Genomic DNA, 17,455 nt, shown 5'->3' on the forward strand with positions numbered 1-17,455 from the left:
CATGGAGGATATCAATCTCTATACTTTGCTATTTTTAATACTAGCCGGTTTTATTGCTGCGTTTATCGATTCCGTTGTGGGCGGGGGCGGGTTAATAGCCATACCAGCTTTATTGTTCACGGGGATTTCACCTTCAGCTGCTTTAGCGACTAATAAGCTGGCGGGTACGATGGGGTCTTTAACCAGTACGATTTCATTCATTCGGGCTGGAAAAGTTAATTTCAATTTCGTCATTAAGCTGTTTCCGATTACCGTGATTGGAGCGGCATTGGGAGCCTATGTTGTACATTTTGTTTCCGCAGAGATACTGAAGCCTCTCATTTTGATTCTATTGGTCATTGTCGCGATCTATACGATGGTAAAAAAGGATTGGGGGAAAGAGGCAAAGTATAAGGGACTGAAGAGGAAGAAAATGCTTCTGCTGATTGTCATAATATTTTCCATAGGTTTTTATGATGGTTTTCTTGGACCAGGCACAGGTTCTTTTTTATTATTTTCCTTTTTGATTATCGGGTTTGACTTTGTCCAAGCCGCTGGGAATGCAAGGATTTTGAACTTTGGCAGCAATATAGCCGCACTTATCATTTTCTTATCCATGGGGACCGTCAATTTTGCCTATGGAATTCCGATGGGTCTTGCAATGGTATTGGGGGCATTGGTCGGAACGAACTTCGCCATTAAGAAAGGTTCTTCCTATGTACGTATATTATTCATTTGCGTCACTGTTTTATTGATTGGCAAGAATGTCTTGAATTATTTTCATGTACTTTGAAGGAAGGGGTTCATCGACTATTGAAGGTGCATGATTGTTCTCGGCGATGCCTCAGAAAATCCGTATAAAAGATGGCCGAAATACAAATCGTATTTGCGGCCATTTTTGAATTCATTTTGTGAAATTCAAGTCCCATTGAACACCAAATTGATCCTTAACCTTGGCATACTTAGCTCCCCAAAAGGTATCTTGCAGTTCCATCAACGATGATCCCTTTTCACACATGACATCGTATAGTTGCTGGATTTCCGCTTCGCTTTCACACTCGAGAACCAGTGAAACATTATTCCCGAATTCAAGGGGATTTCCCGGAAACGTATCAGATACCATGATCAACAATTCGTTTTTTTGGATTTTGGCATGCAGAATAAGGTCATTGGCCTCTTCAGGAGTCGGGAAATCAGCTTCTCCGTATGTTTGTAGGTCGGAAACCTCTGCTTGAAATACCTCTTTATAGAAAGATAATGCGTCCTTTGCTTGTCTATCAAATATTAAATAAGGGGTAGCCTGTTGCTTCATATGAATCCTCCTTTTTTTGTCATCACTATCATTTCGCCATGCGGATATTATCCTCCTTTATTCATTGGGAATAACATTCGAGTGTTTTTTCTATAAAAAACTTGCCTAACGAACGTTCGTTAGTTTATGATGAGCATATCGTAAATAGAAAAAGAATATTCGGCAATGAAAGGTGAACATTATTATGAAAAGCGATGAAATGAAAAAAGCAGCACTTTAATATTTAACGATTCATGGTTATGAGGGGATATCACTTTCCCAAAATTGCGGAAGAAGCGATTTATTCTCACTTTAAAGGGAAAGATGATCTGTTTTTATCTGTCCATAAAGACGCAAAGGAAATGAAGCTTTCGGCTTACGTAGAGTATTTCACTATCATGCAAAGAAGTGATCCGGAAAAGCCGTTATACGGATTTTTGGAAGAAATGATCAAGATGTTCAAGAGGTCGAGAGTTTAAAGTTCTGGCTTCACATGGGATTCTTTCCACCAACACACTTATACAATGAAATTCAAAAAAGAGACGGATGACCTTCTGGTTCAACAGGAAACCTTGAAAAGTTCTTCGAAACATGGATATCAGAGGGGGGTAATTTCAGGGGATGCGAGAACCCTGACATTGGCTTATTCCGGCGTCATCGTGGCCATTATGGTTGAACTGGTTTATGGCGATAATCCTGAGCGGGTTGCAGAAAAACCTGCGTCGTCATGGACCATTTTTTGGAGAGGGATTTCAAGGTAAGGTCGAATAGCAGGAGATGGTATATATGTCATTAAGAGAAAAACAACAACAAAATCTACTGGAGATGGAATCGACGGGGAGGGTCTTTCTGCGGTATCTGATCCCTTCAATGATTGGAATGGTATTGATGGCTTTGAACTTTGTTGTCGATGGTGTGATGGTCGGCAATAAACTTGGTTCCGTTGCCCTTGCAGGAGTTAATATTGCAGGTCCCATATATACAATCTTTGTAGCGATGTCGATTTGGATCGGAGTAGGCGGCGCGACGCTTTATTCACAAAGCATGGGGGCGAAGGATTATGATCGTGCGCGCTTTATTTTCACCCATTCCATCATTCTCATCACGATATTCACGGTAATCATTGGTCTGATAGCCTATGCATTTCACCATCAGCTTGTATATGCACTAGGAGCCAATGAGGCAACGGCTCCCTTTGCAACGGACTATATGAATGTATTCTTGATGCTGGGGTTTGTATTCACACTGGAAAACACCTTAAGCATTTTCGTTAGGAACAATGGGAATCCGAATCTGGCCATGGCTTCACTAATCGTTACAGCACTTTCCAATTTCGTTTTGAACTTCATAATCCTTTACGTTCTTGAATTAGGGGTGCGAGAGACTGCTTATGGAACGATTATTGCAGCTGCGTTAGGAATACTGATTCTCAGCATGCACTTTTTCACGAAGAAGAACACGCTTCGTCTCGTCAAGTTCCGTTTTGAAAAATCCCTTTTCATGATGACGATGATGATCGGCTTTCCGAGTTTCTTAGCGGAAATAGGTGTATCCGTCTTTACTATCGCTCATAATAATGCGTTCTCCCGCCTTGCAGGCACAGACGGTTTAGCTGCATTTTCGATTGTGAACTATGCCCATAGTGTCATGCTGTTGATGTTTCTCGGCATAGGGTCGGCGATCCAGCCTCTCGTAAGCTATTATCATGGTGCAAAAGATGAAAAGAGGAAGCGCGAAACGGTTCGCATTGCCATTTTCACTGCAATAGGTGCAGGCATATCCATTACCCTCCTGGGACAGGTAGCGGCACCTATCATCGTGAATTTATTCGGTGATTTTTCAAGTGATGTAAAAGGACTTGCAACAATTGGGATTAGGATCTTTTTTAGCGGCTATCTCCTAATGGGTGTCAACTTCGTCATGATGACCTATTTCCAATCCATAGGGAAAGTGAAGATGGCTGCTTGGATCACGATTGGACGCGAATTCATTTTCATGCTTATATTCTTGCTGACATTGCCGCTAATATTCGGGACGAATGCAGCATGGCTGGCCATTCCATTATCAGAGGCGGTCATATTCTTAACCGTTCTTCTTTATATGAAAAGGAAAGCCCAAATCAATTAAATAAGATGAAGACCACCAATTTTGGTGGTCTTTTTTTTGCAAGGAAATCCTTTATTGAACGGTCTCAAGGGTTGATCATTATAGGGGTATGTATATATGGTCATGAAATAAAAAAAGGATGACCCCTGTTCAATACAGAGGTCATCATCATAAAACAGGCTAGTTTTTTTTACCTGTCCTTTACAAGGAGTAGCAGACTTTTTTCATTTTCTTGAAAAACCCTCCCTTTCTCATAAAGAAAGAGGAGATTTCATTTCACAATGCTTTAAGAGGATTTCGACGATCCGTTTTGATGCAAATCCATCTCCGTATGGGTTGGAGGCTGTCGCCATTTTTCTATAAGCATCTTCATTCGTAAGCAAATTATTGGTCAATTGGTAAATGCGTTCCTCCTCAATCCCTGCCAATAAAAGAGTGCCGGCCTCGATTCCTTCAGGGCGTTCGGTCGTATCGCGCAACACTAGAACGGGAACACCGAGTGACGGGGCTTCTTCCTGTACTCCTCCGGAATCTGTCAAGATTAGATGGGATCGAGCCGCGAAATTATGGAAATCAATCACCTCTAGGGGTTCGATTAAATGCAGACGATCCGTATTTTGGAAAATCTCATAAGCGATTTCGCGAACGACTGGATTTTTATGAATAGGAAAAACAACTTGGATATCCCCGTGCTCGTCCAGAAGGCGTTTCACGGAACGGAATATTCCTTCCATTGGTTTTCCGATATTTTCACGACGATGTACGGTCATCAATAGCATCCTATCACCATTCAACCCATTGAGGATTGGATGCATGTAGTCTTCCTGTATCGTTGTTTTCAAAGCATCGATGACAGTATTGCCAGTAATATGGATGAAATCATTGTTTTTATTTTCCGAGAGGAGATTTTCAGACGCCTGCTTTGTCGGGGCAAAGTGCAAGTCAGCCAGGACTCCAGTCAACTGTCGATTCATCTCTTCAGGGAACGGTGAATGCTTATTCCAAGTACGGAGACCAGCTTCAACGTGACCAATCTGTATCTTATTATAGAAAGCAGCCAAACTTGCGATGAAAGTCGTCGTTGTATCTCCATGAACGAGGACGATATCCGGTTTGATCGTTTTCATTAGTGCACTCAACTTTTCAATGCCTCGAGTTGTAATTTCTTCTAATGTTTGTCTGTCCTTCATCATATCCAAATCATGATCAGGTTTTATTTGAAAGCGTTGCAAGACTTGATCGAGCATTTCCCTATGCTGGGCAGTGACCACTACGATCGTTTCAATTTCTTCTTGATGCTTTTTCAGTTCCAATACGACTGGTGCCATTTTGATCGCCTCTGGTCTTGTCCCAAATACGGTCATGACTTTTAAACGTTGTTTAGTCATGCTCATTGCCTCCCCTTCTATATGTCCTCACCATTATAACGAGAAGTTCATGGGAAAAATAAAATTGAAACGAAAATTAACAGAATATTTACAACGTTAATAAGGTCTTTATATTTCTTTAACCTTTAATTAATATCGGGCATTTACAATATAAAGCAGGAGCACAGCATACGAAGAATAGAGGTGATAGGCGAACATGAAAAGCGTCCTGATGATCGTACAGAACTTTTATCCGGAAATCGGAAGTGCGGGAAATAGAATGAAAAATATATATCTCCATTTGAAAAAGAACGGATTTGAGGTAACGGTCATCACATTGAAGCCGAGTTATCCTAATCAAAGTTTATATCAAGATACAAAGTTTTGGGATGAAGAAAGCATTGAAGAAGACGTCATCAGGATAAAACCTGATAAAGTGAAGCGCTATACAAGCAATATGGGAAGGCGCTTGCTTCATTATTTTGAAGCGATGTGGCTTTTCATTTATACGATCATCCGTCTCGAAAAAAAGTATGATTATGTATTTGCCACGACCCCGCCGATTTTCCCGACATTGGCCGCGCTGATCGCCAAGAAAAAGATGAAGGCGAAACTCATTACAGATGTCAGGGATCTATGGCCGGAATCGTTGATAGGAGTTGGAGTATTCACTAATAAATGGGTTTTGAAAATCGCTTTCTTCCTGGAAAAGAAACTCTATCAGCATTCAGATTACATTATCATCAATAGTCCTGGCTTCAGGGATTATATCGTTGCAAAGGGAGTCAAGGAAGATAACATTCAATTCATTCCCAATTCGCTTACAGCGGACGAGCTGACTTTGAAGAATTTGCTTTCGCCCGTATCGGAAAAAATAATCAAAGTCGTTTATACAGGAAATATTGGACTTGCTCAAGATTTGAAAAAATTGATAGACGTAGCCGAAAACCTACGTGAACATAAGCGAATCGAGTTTTCGATTATCGGATATGGATACCGGATATCCGATGTAGAGAAGGAAATCGGCTCTAAAGGTTTGACCAATATTAAGGTCATTAATGCGATGAATAGAAGGGTGACTCTACATGAAGTATCCACCTCCCATATTGCGTATGTAAGCTTGGTTGAAAAAGATGTATTCAATAAGGTACTGCCTGGAAAGATCATCGATTATATGTGTGTCGGAAAGCCCATTGTCGCTGATGTTTCAGGAAGGGCCAAGCAAATAATCACGGAAGCAGAATGCGGGGTTGTAGCGCATAGCAGAAGTGTTGATGAAATCAGTCAGCATATTTTGACGATGGCCCTTGATCCAACCCTTCGTGAAGAACTAGGAGAAAATGGTTACCGGTATGCGAAACAACATTTCCTATGGTCTAAAAATATTAAAGGTCTCATCAATGTGATGGAAGCGTCGGGCTGAAAAGAAGTGGAGGACAACATGACGAAGAAGGTATGTATGTTTGTATGGAATCACTTTACGAACGATGCAAGGGTTCTAAGAGAGTGCACTGCACTTACTGAAGTGGGTTATGAAGTTGATTTAATTGCCATTCATAATTGGAAGATCAAGGATTTACCCAAAAAGGAGAAACATCGAAATGGTTTTACTGTCACTAGGGTGAATAACCGCTGGGAGGCACTTAATAGGATTCTCAGGGTCGTAAGCAAATTGAAGAAAAAGAAGTTTGAAATCGTCCTATTGACCTTATTGGTTTGGAACACGTTGATGGACTTTAACTTGATCACTAGCTGGGTAGGGTCGGGAATCCTGTTCGGTTCACTTGCACTACTTGCCATTGGCTCCCTGATCATGACTAAAACGAAGCTGCCGACCTTATTAACAAGAAGCTATATTTTTGGTCAAATGATCTATCATGGCCGGAAAAAGAAATATGATTTTTATCATTCGAATGACTTGAATACGCTAATGCAGGGCCTGATCAGCAGTAAATGGCTGCGAAGAAAAAAACTGATTTATGATTCGCATGAAGTACAAACGAGCAGAACGGGATATAATAGCCGAATTTACGGGATGATGGAGAAGTCCCTATTATATTTTGTCGATGAAATGATTGCCGAAAACCATACGAGAGCTAAGTATAACGAAGACTTATATGGACTTTATCCCAATGTGGTCCATAACTACCCGATTCCAACCAATCCGGAGGAAAGTACGGCAGTGAATTTGCATGAGCTGCTCGATTTGCCACAGGATGAACCGATATTGTTATACCAAGGCGGTGTTCAAATGGGCAGGGGGTTAGAGCAATTGGTTGATGCTGTACCGATGATCGAGGCTGGGACGGTCGTTTTTATAGGAGATGGAAGAATTAAGGATGATTTGATGAAGAAAGTAAGTGACATGAATTTGGAGCATCGGGTGAAGTTCTTGTCGAAGGTTCCTGTTGATGAGTTGCTCCATTATACAAAAAATGCATATTTAGGTTTTCAGGTATTGAATAATGTTTGCTTTAATCATTACTCCGCTTCTTCCAATAAATTGTTTGAATACATGATGAGCGGTGTACCTGTCGTAGCATGCAGCTTTCCAGAAATTCAAAAGGTGGTCGATACGGAACAGATTGGCGTTTGTGTCGATTCGCATGATCCCAAGTCAATTGCAGAAGGTGTCAATTACCTATTGAAACATCCTGAAAAAAGGGCGGAAATGAGCAGTAACTGCTTGAATGCACGACAAAAATACAATTGGAAACAAGAGAAAGAAATCTTTATCGATATTTATCAATCTGCCTAACAAAACGAGAGTGGCAGAAAAATATGATAGGAGTGGTTAATATGAAACTTTGTACAATGGGACTTGGTTATATAGGGCTTCCAACTTCTTTAATGTTTGCGAAACACGGTGTCGATGTTGTCGGTGTGGATATCCAGCCTGAAGTTATTTCAAATTTGAATAGTGGTAAGCTCCATATCGAAGAACCTGGACTTGAGCAGGTATTGCAGGAAGTACTTGATTCCAATAAGTTCCGAGCTGCTTTAAGCCCGGAAAATGCAGATGTTTTCATTATTGCGGTCCCAACTCCAAATAAAGAGGACATGCATCAATCATGTGATTTAACTTATGTCTTGGAAGCGACATCCACCATTCTTCCTTTTATCAAAAAGGGAAATATCATCATTATCGAATCGACGATAGCGCCAAGAAGCATGGATGATCATATCAAACCCATGATTGAAATGACTGGATTCACGATCGGTAAAGACATCTTCCTCGTTCATTGCCCGGAACGTGTATTACCAGGAAGGATTCTTGAAGAGTTAGTTCATAATAATCGTATCGTCGGAGGAATCACGGAAACATGTTCTTATAAAGGAAGCCTTGTTTATAAAACATTCGTTCAAGGGGAGATCATTCAAACCGATGCGAAAACGGCGGAAATGTCCAAGCTGATGGAAAATACTTTCCGGGATGTGAATATCGCCCTTGCAAATGAGCTGGCGAAGGTCTGCTTCCAGCTGGACATCAATGTTTTAGATGTCATATCGATGGCAAATAAGCACCCACGTGTAAATCTTCACCAACCGGGACCAGGAGTCGGCGGACATTGTTTAGCGGTCGATCCCTATTTCATCGTTGCAAAGTCACCAGAGTATGCGAGAATCATTAAATTGGCCCGTGATACGAACGTATCGATGCCTTATTACATTGTCAATAGCGTAAGGATGATGCTCGAGGGAATCCACCATCCAAAGGTAGCGGTTTTCGGTCTATCATATAAAGGAAACGTAGATGATATTCGTGAAAGTCCCGCCATTGATGTCGTCAATATCTTGATGGGGATGGAAAATGTGGATGTAGCCTTGCATGACCCGCATGTTCAATCTGGAAAGATGCCAGTCGTTTCCGTGGAAGACGCTGTAACCGATGCGGACTTGATCCTTGTCCTGACTGACCATGATGAATTTAAAATGATGGATTATGATAAGCTATCGAATCTTATGGCCAATAAAATGATTTTGGATACACGGAATTGCATTGATACAACTAAAATCGGTATTCCGGTTGCCAACTTGGGCAATATCTATCAATACAAAACGAACACCATGAAAAAAGCTAGGAATAAAGCGATCATTTAAATCCAAATGGTAATAGGGTAGGAATGAGGAGGGTGCTGACTTAAAGTCAGTGCCTTTTTTGATGCTGTATGGGAATGGATTTCTGAGTCGAAGTCAGGAGGGATATCGCAATAAAAAAATCTGACCGTTGATTTCCGCTCCAGGCACTCGCTTTCAGCGGGCGGTCTGGGAGACTCCTGCGGGGTCTCCCTTAGACGCGTATTCCCGCAGGAGTCTCGTACCTAACCTTTTTGCTACAAACTGTAAAGGACCAAGCATGAGCTTGGTCCTTTTGTATTCAATATATTAAGCAATCGGTCCGCCAAGTTCTTCGATTTCACTTGGAACGCTTCCAAATTTCTTGAAGTTTGCACGGAATTGAGCGGCAAGGGCTGTTGCTGATTGTTTATAAGCAGCAGGGTCTGCCCAAGTTTTGATTGGTTGAAGCACTTCATCAGGAACACCAGGAACATGAAGTGGAATATCCAGACCGAAGATATCATCTTTGACCGTTTCGATGTTCGATAATTCACCTTCAAGTGCCGCTTGTACCATTGCACGAGTGTAAGCAAGTTTCATACGGCTACCAGTTCCGTATGCTCCGCCGGTCCAGCCAGTGTTGACAAGGTATACTTTTGAATTGTGCTCGTCAATTTTATCACCAAGCATTTCAGCATAGCGTTGAGCAGGTAGCGGTAAGAATGGTGAACCGAAGCAAGTCGAGAATGTAGCTTCCGGTGAAGTTACCCCTCTTTCAGTACCAGCCAATTTACTAGTGTATCCACTTAGGAAATGGAACATTGCTTGTTCTTTGGAAAGCTTGCTGATTGGAGGCAGTACGCCTGAAGCATCAGCTGTTAAGAAAATGATCGTATTAGGGTGTCCTGCGATACTTGGGCTCACGATGTTATCAATCGCTTGCATTTGGTATGCAGCACGAGTGTTTTCGGTTAATGAACTATCATCGTAGTTTGCCTCACGTGTTTCAGGATCCACAACTACGTTTTCCAATACGGCACCGAAACGGATGGCATCGAAAATTTGCGGTTCTTTTTCGCGAGAAAGGTTGATCGTTTTTGCATAGCAGCCGCCTTCGATGTTGAATACACCATTAGAAGACCAGCCGTGCTCGTCATCACCAATCAGTTTACGATTAGTGTCTGCAGATAAAGTTGTTTTACCAGTACCAGACAATCCGAAGAATAAAGCGACATCCCCTTCACGTCCTACGTTAGCAGAGCAATGCATTGGAAGGATTCCTGCCTCTGGAAGTAGGTAGTTCATGATTGAGAAGATCGATTTTTTCATTTCTCCGGCATATTCCGTTCCGCCGATCAGGATGGTACGGCGTTCAAATGAAACGATGATGAAAGTTTCGGATTTCGTTCCGTCCACTTCTGGGTCCGCTTTGAAATTAGGTGCCGAAAGAATTGTGAATTCTGCTTCGTGACCTCTTAGTTCCTCTTCGTTTGGACGGATGAACAAAGTATGGGCGAAAAGATTATGCCAAGCATATTCATTAACAACGCGAATTGGAAGACGTGATGATTCATCTGCACCAGCGAAACCTTTGAAAACAAAAAGCTCTTCTTTTGCTTTTAGGTAATCAACTACTTTATTATATAGTTTATTGAACACATCTTCAGAAATTGGCTGGTTCACTGAACCCCAATCGACTTTATCTTTAACGGATGCTTCTTCCACGATATATTTATCTTTAGGTGACCGACCAGTATATTTGCCTGTTTCAGCTTTTACTGCGCCGGTTGATGTTAATACTCCTTCATGTCTGCTTAATACTTTTTCGACCAATTGAGGTACTGAAAGTTGAGTGTACACATTGTTTCCTGTTAATAATTGGTGTAACTCATTAGAAACATCTACAGAATTCATATATGAGGTACCTTCCTTTGTTTAAGTTTTTATATTACAATTAGTATAACACATTCATTTAAATAGTCTATACTATTTATTTTGTTTTGTGATAAATTTCAGCTGGTTCCGTTCATCATTTTAAACCGGGAAAATCGGCAGGAACCGAGTCAATATTATCGCATATACTCTAAAGTAAGTAAATTTTCCTTTAATTAAATAGGAAGTAATTAAGCATAGTATTTCATATAATACGGAAGTTATGAATTAATGGGAATTTTCAACATTTATATTGGCATTTTTTAAATTAAAACCCTTTAAGGACGTTGATTCAGCACGTTTTTTACGTGAACACTGTTTGGGAGGGAATTGTTCTTTTAAGAAAAAGCATTGACAAATTCCGACCAAATACGATATTATCTTAAATTGTACGGATTCTCTTATCCCGAGTTGGTGGAGGGACAGGCCCTTTGAAACCCAGCAACCTGCCATATTGAACTTGACTCCAAGACCAAACGCCGAAAATAAAGCGATGGTTCTTCAAGGAATAGTGGTGATGGTGCTAACCTGAGCAAGGTAAAAAACCCTTGAACGATAAGAGTGAAAGGATAGAAGACAGAATGTTAAACCTTTCCTCATTTGCCAGGGAAGGTTTTTGTGTTTTTTAAAGTAATTCTGTGTCTATAGTTGAAACTAATGAGGGAAACGAGTTCCGTAAAAAATCAGGCTTATGCCTACAACATACTAACTTCCAAGGAGGAAATATGATGTCAAAGAAACGTCTATTTACTTCTGAATCTGTTACAGAGGGCCATCCGGACAAGATTTGTGATCAGATTTCAGATTCCATTTTAGATGCTATCCTTGCTAAGGATGCAAATGCACGTGTTGCGTGTGAAACAAGTGTAACAACAGGTCTTGTACTTGTTGCTGGTGAAATTACAACATCCGCTTACGTGGATATTCCGCGTATCGTTCGTGATACGATTGCAGGAATTGGCTATACACGTGCGAAATACGGTTTCGATGCTGAAACTTGTGCTGTATTGAGTTCCATCGATGAGCAGTCTGCCGATATCGCAGCTGGCGTCGATAAAGCTCTTGAAGCTCGTGAAGGAAACATGTCAGAGGAAGAAATCGATGCAATCGGTGCAGGGGACCAAGGTCTAATGTTCGGATTCGCTTGTAATGAAACGGAGGAGCTTATGCCGCTTCCGATTTCATTGGCACATAAACTTTCATTCCGCTTGGCTCAAGTTCGTAAAGACGAAACGCTTGCTTACTTACGCCCTGATGGTAAAACACAGGTAACTGTGGAGTATGATGAGAACAACCGTCCTGTGCGTGTAGATACAATCGTCATTTCTACACAACATGATGCAGAAATTACGCTTGAGCAAATTCAAGCGGATTTAAAAGAACATGTCATTAAAGCAGTTGTTCCAGCTGAATTGATCGATACTGAAACGAAGTACTTCATCAACCCGACTGGTCGTTTCGTAATTGGCGGACCTCAAGGGGATGCTGGTCTTACTGGACGTAAAATCATCGTTGATACGTACGGCGGATATGCTCGTCACGGCGGCGGTGCATTCTCTGGTAAGGATGCTACGAAAGTTGACCGTTCTGCGGCATATGCTGCTCGTTACGTTGCGAAAAACATCGTGGCAGCTGGCCTTGCTGACAAAGCGGAAGTACAATTGGCTTACGCAATTGGTGTTGCAGAGCCTGTATCCATTTCGATTGATACATTCGGAACTGGTACAGTTAGCGAAGAAGTTCTTGTTGACCTAGTTCGCGCTAACTTCGACCTTCGTCCAGCTGGAATCATCAAAATGCTCGATCTTCGTCGCCCAATCTACAAACAAACTGCTGCTTACGGACACTTTGGCCGTACAGATGTGGATCTACCATGGGAACGCACAGATAAAGCAGAAACGTTAAAAGCACAAGCATAATCCATAAAAGTAAAGGTGCCTCGCATTAGCGGGGCACCTTTTTTTATGGATTAATTTCGCTTGCAGAGGGAATAATTCAAGAAATCCCATTTTGAGATTTGAGTTTTTTCTTATGAGTATGTCGTTACCGTGAATTTGGGTGTTTACTCGTGAGTTTTGGGTGTTTACTCGAGAGTTTGGAGTGTTTACTCGTGAGTTTGGAGCAAATACTCGTGAATTTGGAGCGTTTACTCGTGAATTTGGTGCAAATACTCGTGAGTATGGAGCGTTTACTCGTGAGTATGGAGCAAATACTCGTGAATTTGGAGCGTTTACTCGTGAATTTGGAGCGTTTACTCGTGAGTTTCGAGCAAATACTCGTGAGTATGTCGTTACCATGAATCTCAGCTTTATACTCGTAAGTTTCGGGCCGATATTCGTGAACTTATTTTATTCGCTCTGCATTTTTATAGTATTGTCCTTTTTCGGCATATTCGCGTACGATACGTTCCATATCCTGACGGTCTTCCTCATTGATTTCGCGAATCACTTTTGCTGGGCGTCCGAATGCTAACATGTTTGGCGGAATGACTTTTCCTTGGGGAACGAGACTGCCTGCACCGATAAAAGCTCCTTCGCCGATTTCGGCTGCATCAAGTACAATCGATCCCATGCCGATTAAAGCGCCTTTACGAATTTTACAGCTATGTAAAATGACCTGATGGCCAATGGTTACTTCATCCTCGATGATCAATGGATTATTCGGGCTTTGGTGCAGGACGCTGTTATCCTGTATACTGACTTTTTTTCCAATGATGGTTGGGGCTACATCACCACGAATGACGGAATTGAACCAAATCGACGATTCGTCACCAATTTTCACATCACCCGTCACGACAGCATTTTCTGCAATATAAGCGCTTTCAGCAATTTCGGGTTCTTTGCCTTTAAACGGATAAATAATCATTTTCAATCATTTCCTTTCCGAAGTGAATGTTTTTATGTATTATTTTAATATACCGTATGCAAATACACTTGGCTATTTATAATACGAATGTACAACTTGTTAGATTTCTTTTTTGTCGAAAAACATGAATATGGTTATAATTTATATATATTATTTTTAACTATCAAGGAACGGAAACAACAAGTGAAAAGTGAAAGGGGGATTTCGAATGTGGAAATGGGAGACTGAAGGAGACGCAAAAGGCGTCATTGTCATCATTCATGGGGCAATGGAACATCATGGCCGTTATAAGTGGGTAACACAAATGTGGCTTTCAGCGGGATACCATGTCGTGATGGGCGACCTTCCTGGGCAGGGAATGACAACTCGCGCCTACCGGGGACATATCGATTCCTTTGATGAATATTTAGACGAAGTGAAAAGCTGGATAGAAGTAGCCTACGAATATTCACTGCCGGTCTTTTTACTTGGACACAGCATGGGTGGTTTAATTTCGATACGTCTTCTTCAGGAAGAGGAATGGGACATTGCAGGGGTGATTTTATCTTCACCATGTCTAGGTCTCATGACGAAGCCGCCGAAGTTCCTGACTACCATCTCGCATGGTTTGAACCTCGTGATGCCTATGTTCAGGGTAGATTCCGGATTAACACCTGAAATGGCAACGAGAAGTTCAGAAATTCGTGAATCCGATAGAAACGATACATTATACATCACTAAGGTTTCAGTTCGCTGGTATCGTGAACTTGCACAGGCAATGAAGGATGCTTTTGAAGAGATACCTGAATTTCAGGATGTGCCGCTATTGGTCATGCAGGGCGGAGATGACCGAATCGTGAATAAAAAGGCGGTACGTGAGTGGTTTAATTATAACTTGGCCAGTGAAAAGCAGTATAAGGAATGGCCAAAACTCTATCATGAAATCTTCAACGAACCAGAGCGTGATGATGTATTTCAATATGCTCTGAGTTTTGTTGAAAACCGTTTAAAGATATTAGGGTATGTCGTCTGAATCAGTACATACTGTCAGGATATATAATGAAAAGCTGCCGAAGTTAGACCTCGGCAGCTTTTTTTATTTGGATCAGCCTGCGTTTTTAAGCAACTCGTTCGACTTGATGACCGGTGCCCAGAAAGAAACCGGGTACATAAATTGGTTCAAGTGTGTAAGTTCTTTTTTATTGGATAATGCAGTGGATAGGAGATAAATGGATTTGAAGGTTAAGTCATTGGCGAATAGGTCCAAAAGCGTCGCTTTCATATTCATGATCGCTTCATGGTTTTGTGTGGAAATCATTAAATCGAGCTGTGGCAGGAACTTATCAAAAAGTTGATCGAATTGTTTGAGGTCCTCCATGTTTTTTTGTTTTTCTGTCAACGAGTTAAGCGAGCTGACAAAATCCCCGTATTGTACACTTGAATCCCTTTTGATTTTTTCAGTCAATATATCTGTCAGTAATGAAGTAGGCAAATGTTCCATTTTCTGCACCCTCTTATCTATTTTCTATCAATTATAATCATTATAGACGCAAAATTCAAAAAGTTATGATTGGTAATTCTGCTGTATGCGAGTGTGAATTGAAAAAACACCGTTCGGATAGAACGGTGTCAAAAGTTATCATTTCTTTTCAATTGCGACAATGAATGGCGGATTATTGGCTTGGTTGATGAAGCCGTATTTCAGGATATGTGCTTTTTGTTGAGGGAAGTCCTGTACATAATCCATCAATGCATCACGTTCTGCCGATCCTCCTGGATGACCATGGTAGATGACGAGGATGATGATCCCTTCTGGTGCCAACATCTCGAAAAGCTGTTCAATGGCCGATATCGTCGAATCGGCTTGGGTGATGATGGATTTATCTCCGCCAGGAAGGTAGCCTAGGTTGAATATGGCCCCTGTGATTTTTCCAAAATGTTCTTTCTTGATGTATTTGCTCATTTGTTCATGCCCGTCGTGAATGAGAGTGCAATGCTCAAGTAAATGTTCTTCTTTCAGTTTGGCACCTGTTATTTGGATGGCTTCTTTCTGAATGTCAAAACTATAGACATGTCCGTTTTTACCTGTAAGCCCTGCAAGAAAGGTCGTATCAAAACCGTTGCCCATCGTGCCATCAACGGTTATGTCCCCAGGGTGGACCGCTTTTTCAAGCAGAATTCTTGCGAATGGCAAAATGCGGTCAAGCTTCATCTTATTGTACCTCCGTATGGTGATTTTTCCCCTGCCAGCTGTTGCGGCGTTTCAATTCGTCATCAATGGCATTCAAGACATCCCATTTATTGATGCTCCACATTGGACCAATCATTAAATCGATCGGACCATCACCTGTTATGCGATGAACGATCATTTCTTTTGGAATGATTTCCAACTGGTCACAGACCAGGCTGACATAATCATCACGGTCCAGGAATTCAAGCAAGCCTTTTTCATATTGTTTGACCATCGGTGTCCCTTTTAAGAGATGAAGTAAATGGATTTTTATGCCCTGTACATCGAGTTTGGCTACTTCTCGGGCTGTTTCCATCATCATATCGTAATCTTCCTGAGGAAGGCCATTGATGATATGGGAACATACGCGAATGCCATGTTTGCGCAGTTTATCGACGCCTTCTTTGTAGCAATCGAAGTCATGGGCACGATTGATCATCGTCGCGGTCTTTTCGTGCACCGTCTGGAGACCAAGTTCCACCCATAGGTATGTGCGTTCATTCAATTCTGCCAAATACTCGACTACATCATCGGGCAGGCAATCAGGGCGTGTAGCTATGGAGAGTCCAACGACACCCTCCTGGGTCAGAACACTTTCGTATTTCTCGCGAAGCTCTGCCACGGGTGCATGCGTATTTGTGAACGCTTGAAAATAGGCCATATACTTTCCGTCTTTCCACTTATGATGCATCCGTTCGCTGATTTTTTTAAACTGGACTTCGAGCGGCTCCACCCGATTGCCTGCAAAGTCACCCGAGCCTGAGGCACTGCAGAAGGTACAGCCTCCATGTGCGACGGTGCCATCACGGTTCGGACAGTCAAAACCGCCATCCAGGGCAACTTTAAAAACCTTATGTCCAAAATGTTTTCTCAAGTGGTAATTCCATGTGTGATATCTTTTGTTATCCGTTGCATATATAAACGGGTTTGCTTGATTCAAATCAGCAACCTCCTAAGTATAATAAAGCGCATCATATATTATACAACATTCTGGCAGCTAGGTCTTTTTTCGAAAAAAAAGCGTATACTGTATACTTGAAGGGTAAAGGTTTAGCTGCTAAGGCCAGTATATCTAGTGAATGACTATATCCAATCGGGAGCTGATGGACATGACCGGTCAAGTTGAAGAAGCGATTAAACAAATGAAAAAGAGATTAGCCGAAAATAATCAGGTGATCGAAGTAAATGAAGATGGGTTTATATACAAAGCCACTTGCACCTTCAATTCCCCTGCTTCGGATGAACAAATTCATTCCTTTGAAGAAAAAACCGGACTGCTTCTGCCCGATGATTATAAAGAGTTTTTGAAAATAACGAACGGATGCCGTCTGTTCGAAACACGAGAATCAGGTGGGGAAAATGATTTATACAGCCTGGATGACATAATTAATTACACATATGAAGAATCCTATGAAGGACGCTATAAAGTGGCCTGCATTTATCAAGATAATATCGTGATCGATGGGGAAGCCGTTGCTAAAGGCGATAAGGAGTACTTAATGGTAAAAGGCCATATCGATGATTTTGAAGAAGGCGAGAAACTCCATATGGGTTTTGCCGAATGGATCGAGCAATTCATTTCACATCAAGGGGAAAAGTTTTGGGATAAAGGATGAATTCCTCAAAAAAAATGATAATCCACTCGTT

General features: G+C 41.5%; 18 protein-coding genes and 1 riboswitch. Of the genes, 11 read left to right on the forward strand and 7 right to left on the reverse strand.

Translation table 11 applies throughout. The features are described 5' to 3' along the window. Position 1: 1 nt before the first annotated feature. Positions 2–772 carry a TSUP family transporter gene (locus LQ203_RS13060; protein ID WP_230158769.1) on the forward strand — a complete coding sequence of 257 codons (771 nt, stop codon included), beginning with the start codon at positions 2–4 and terminating at the stop codon, positions 770–772. Positions 773–883: 111 nt separating this feature from the next. On the opposite strand, the gene LQ203_RS13065 is transcribed toward LQ203_RS13060, so the two are convergent. Continuing rightward, positions 884–1,291, reverse strand: a complete 408-nt coding sequence (locus LQ203_RS13065; RefSeq protein ID WP_230158770.1) for a VOC family protein — start codon at positions 1,289–1,291, stop codon at positions 884–886. Positions 1,292–1,530: 239 nt separating this feature from the next. Between LQ203_RS13065 and LQ203_RS13070 the strand changes: the two genes are divergently transcribed. From LQ203_RS13070 to LQ203_RS13080, 3 genes are read left to right on the forward strand one after another with little or no spacing between them, the layout of a single operon-like run. Continuing rightward, on the forward strand, positions 1,531–1,749 hold the full coding sequence (locus LQ203_RS13070) for a TetR/AcrR family transcriptional regulator (protein WP_230158771.1): 219 nt from the start codon (positions 1,531–1,533) through the stop codon (positions 1,747–1,749). A gap of 45 nt (positions 1,750–1,794) precedes the next feature. Then, positions 1,795–2,031, forward strand: a complete 237-nt coding sequence (locus tag LQ203_RS13075) for a hypothetical protein (protein ID WP_230158772.1) — start codon at positions 1,795–1,797, stop codon at positions 2,029–2,031. Between the two features lie 25 nt (positions 2,032–2,056). Then, positions 2,057–3,397, forward strand: a complete 1,341-nt coding sequence (locus tag LQ203_RS13080; RefSeq protein ID WP_230158773.1) for an MATE family efflux transporter — start codon at positions 2,057–2,059, stop codon at positions 3,395–3,397. A 230-nt stretch (positions 3,398–3,627) separates the two neighbouring features. On the opposite strand, the gene wecB is transcribed toward LQ203_RS13080, so the two are convergent. Further along, positions 3,628–4,764, reverse strand: a complete 1,137-nt coding sequence (wecB, locus tag LQ203_RS13085) for a UDP-N-acetylglucosamine 2-epimerase (non-hydrolyzing) (protein WP_230158774.1) — start codon at positions 4,762–4,764, stop codon at positions 3,628–3,630. 196 nt (positions 4,765–4,960) lie between these two features. Between wecB and LQ203_RS13090 the strand changes: the two genes are divergently transcribed. From LQ203_RS13090 to LQ203_RS13100, 3 genes are read left to right on the forward strand one after another with little or no spacing between them, the layout of a single operon-like run. Next, positions 4,961–6,166 carry a glycosyltransferase family 4 protein gene (locus LQ203_RS13090; protein WP_230158775.1) on the forward strand — a complete coding sequence of 402 codons (1,206 nt, stop codon included), beginning with the start codon at positions 4,961–4,963 and terminating at the stop codon, positions 6,164–6,166. Positions 6,167–6,184: 18 nt separating this feature from the next. Then, complete coding sequence (locus LQ203_RS13095; protein WP_230158776.1) at positions 6,185–7,501, forward strand: glycosyltransferase; 1,317 nt, start codon at positions 6,185–6,187, stop codon at positions 7,499–7,501. Between the two features lie 41 nt (positions 7,502–7,542). Beyond that, complete coding sequence (locus LQ203_RS13100) at positions 7,543–8,844, forward strand: nucleotide sugar dehydrogenase (protein WP_230158777.1); 1,302 nt, start codon at positions 7,543–7,545, stop codon at positions 8,842–8,844. 285 nt (positions 8,845–9,129) lie between these two features. Here LQ203_RS13100 and pckA read toward each other — a convergent pair whose 3' ends face one another. After that, positions 9,130–10,716, reverse strand: coding sequence for a phosphoenolpyruvate carboxykinase (ATP) (pckA, locus tag LQ203_RS13105; RefSeq protein ID WP_230158778.1), 1,587 nt, complete (start codon positions 10,714–10,716; stop codon positions 9,130–9,132). A gap of 416 nt (positions 10,717–11,132) precedes the next feature. Then, positions 11,133–11,296: riboswitch (SAM riboswitch) on the forward strand. Between the two features lie 163 nt (positions 11,297–11,459). Here pckA and metK point away from each other — a divergent pair. Together metK and LQ203_RS13115 are read left to right on the forward strand one after the other, a co-directional pair. Beyond that, a complete protein-coding gene (gene metK / locus LQ203_RS13110) occupies positions 11,460–12,653 on the forward strand; it encodes a methionine adenosyltransferase (protein ID WP_230158779.1) in 1,194 nt (397 codons plus the stop codon). Positions 12,654–12,802: 149 nt separating this feature from the next. Then, positions 12,803–13,033 (forward strand): hypothetical protein, encoded by a 231-nt coding sequence (locus tag LQ203_RS13115; protein WP_230158780.1) that lies wholly within the window; start codon positions 12,803–12,805, stop codon positions 13,031–13,033. A 44-nt stretch (positions 13,034–13,077) separates the two neighbouring features. Here the strand turns inward: LQ203_RS13115 and LQ203_RS13120 are convergent, their stop codons facing one another. Further along, the gene (locus LQ203_RS13120) at positions 13,078–13,596 is read right to left on the reverse strand and encodes a gamma carbonic anhydrase family protein (protein WP_230158959.1); all 519 of its coding nucleotides are present in this window, start codon (positions 13,594–13,596) and stop codon (positions 13,078–13,080) included. Between the two features lie 211 nt (positions 13,597–13,807). Here LQ203_RS13120 and LQ203_RS13125 point away from each other — a divergent pair, with 211 nt between their 5' ends. Then, the gene (locus LQ203_RS13125) at positions 13,808–14,611 is read left to right on the forward strand and encodes an alpha/beta hydrolase (protein WP_230158781.1); all 804 of its coding nucleotides are present in this window, start codon (positions 13,808–13,810) and stop codon (positions 14,609–14,611) included. A gap of 72 nt (positions 14,612–14,683) precedes the next feature. Here the strand turns inward: LQ203_RS13125 and LQ203_RS13130 are convergent, their stop codons facing one another. The 3 genes from LQ203_RS13130 to LQ203_RS13140 form a co-directional block, all read right to left on the reverse strand. Continuing rightward, complete coding sequence (locus LQ203_RS13130; protein ID WP_230158782.1) at positions 14,684–15,079, reverse strand: hypothetical protein; 396 nt, start codon at positions 15,077–15,079, stop codon at positions 14,684–14,686. Between the two features lie 138 nt (positions 15,080–15,217). After that, complete coding sequence (locus LQ203_RS13135; RefSeq protein ID WP_230158783.1) at positions 15,218–15,790, reverse strand: class I SAM-dependent methyltransferase; 573 nt, start codon at positions 15,788–15,790, stop codon at positions 15,218–15,220. Between the two features lies 1 nt (position 15,791). Beyond that, the gene (locus tag LQ203_RS13140; RefSeq protein WP_230158784.1) at positions 15,792–16,748 is read right to left on the reverse strand and encodes a TIGR01212 family radical SAM protein; all 957 of its coding nucleotides are present in this window, start codon (positions 16,746–16,748) and stop codon (positions 15,792–15,794) included. A 169-nt stretch (positions 16,749–16,917) separates the two neighbouring features. Between LQ203_RS13140 and LQ203_RS13145 the strand changes: the two genes are divergently transcribed. Continuing rightward, complete coding sequence (locus LQ203_RS13145; RefSeq protein ID WP_230158785.1) at positions 16,918–17,424, forward strand: SMI1/KNR4 family protein; 507 nt, start codon at positions 16,918–16,920, stop codon at positions 17,422–17,424. The last annotated feature ends 31 nt before the right edge of the window (positions 17,425–17,455 follow it).

The organism is Peribacillus sp. Bi96 (assembly GCF_918698115.1).
In the GTDB taxonomy this organism is placed as follows: Bacteria; Bacillota; Bacilli; order Bacillales; family DSM-1321; genus Peribacillus.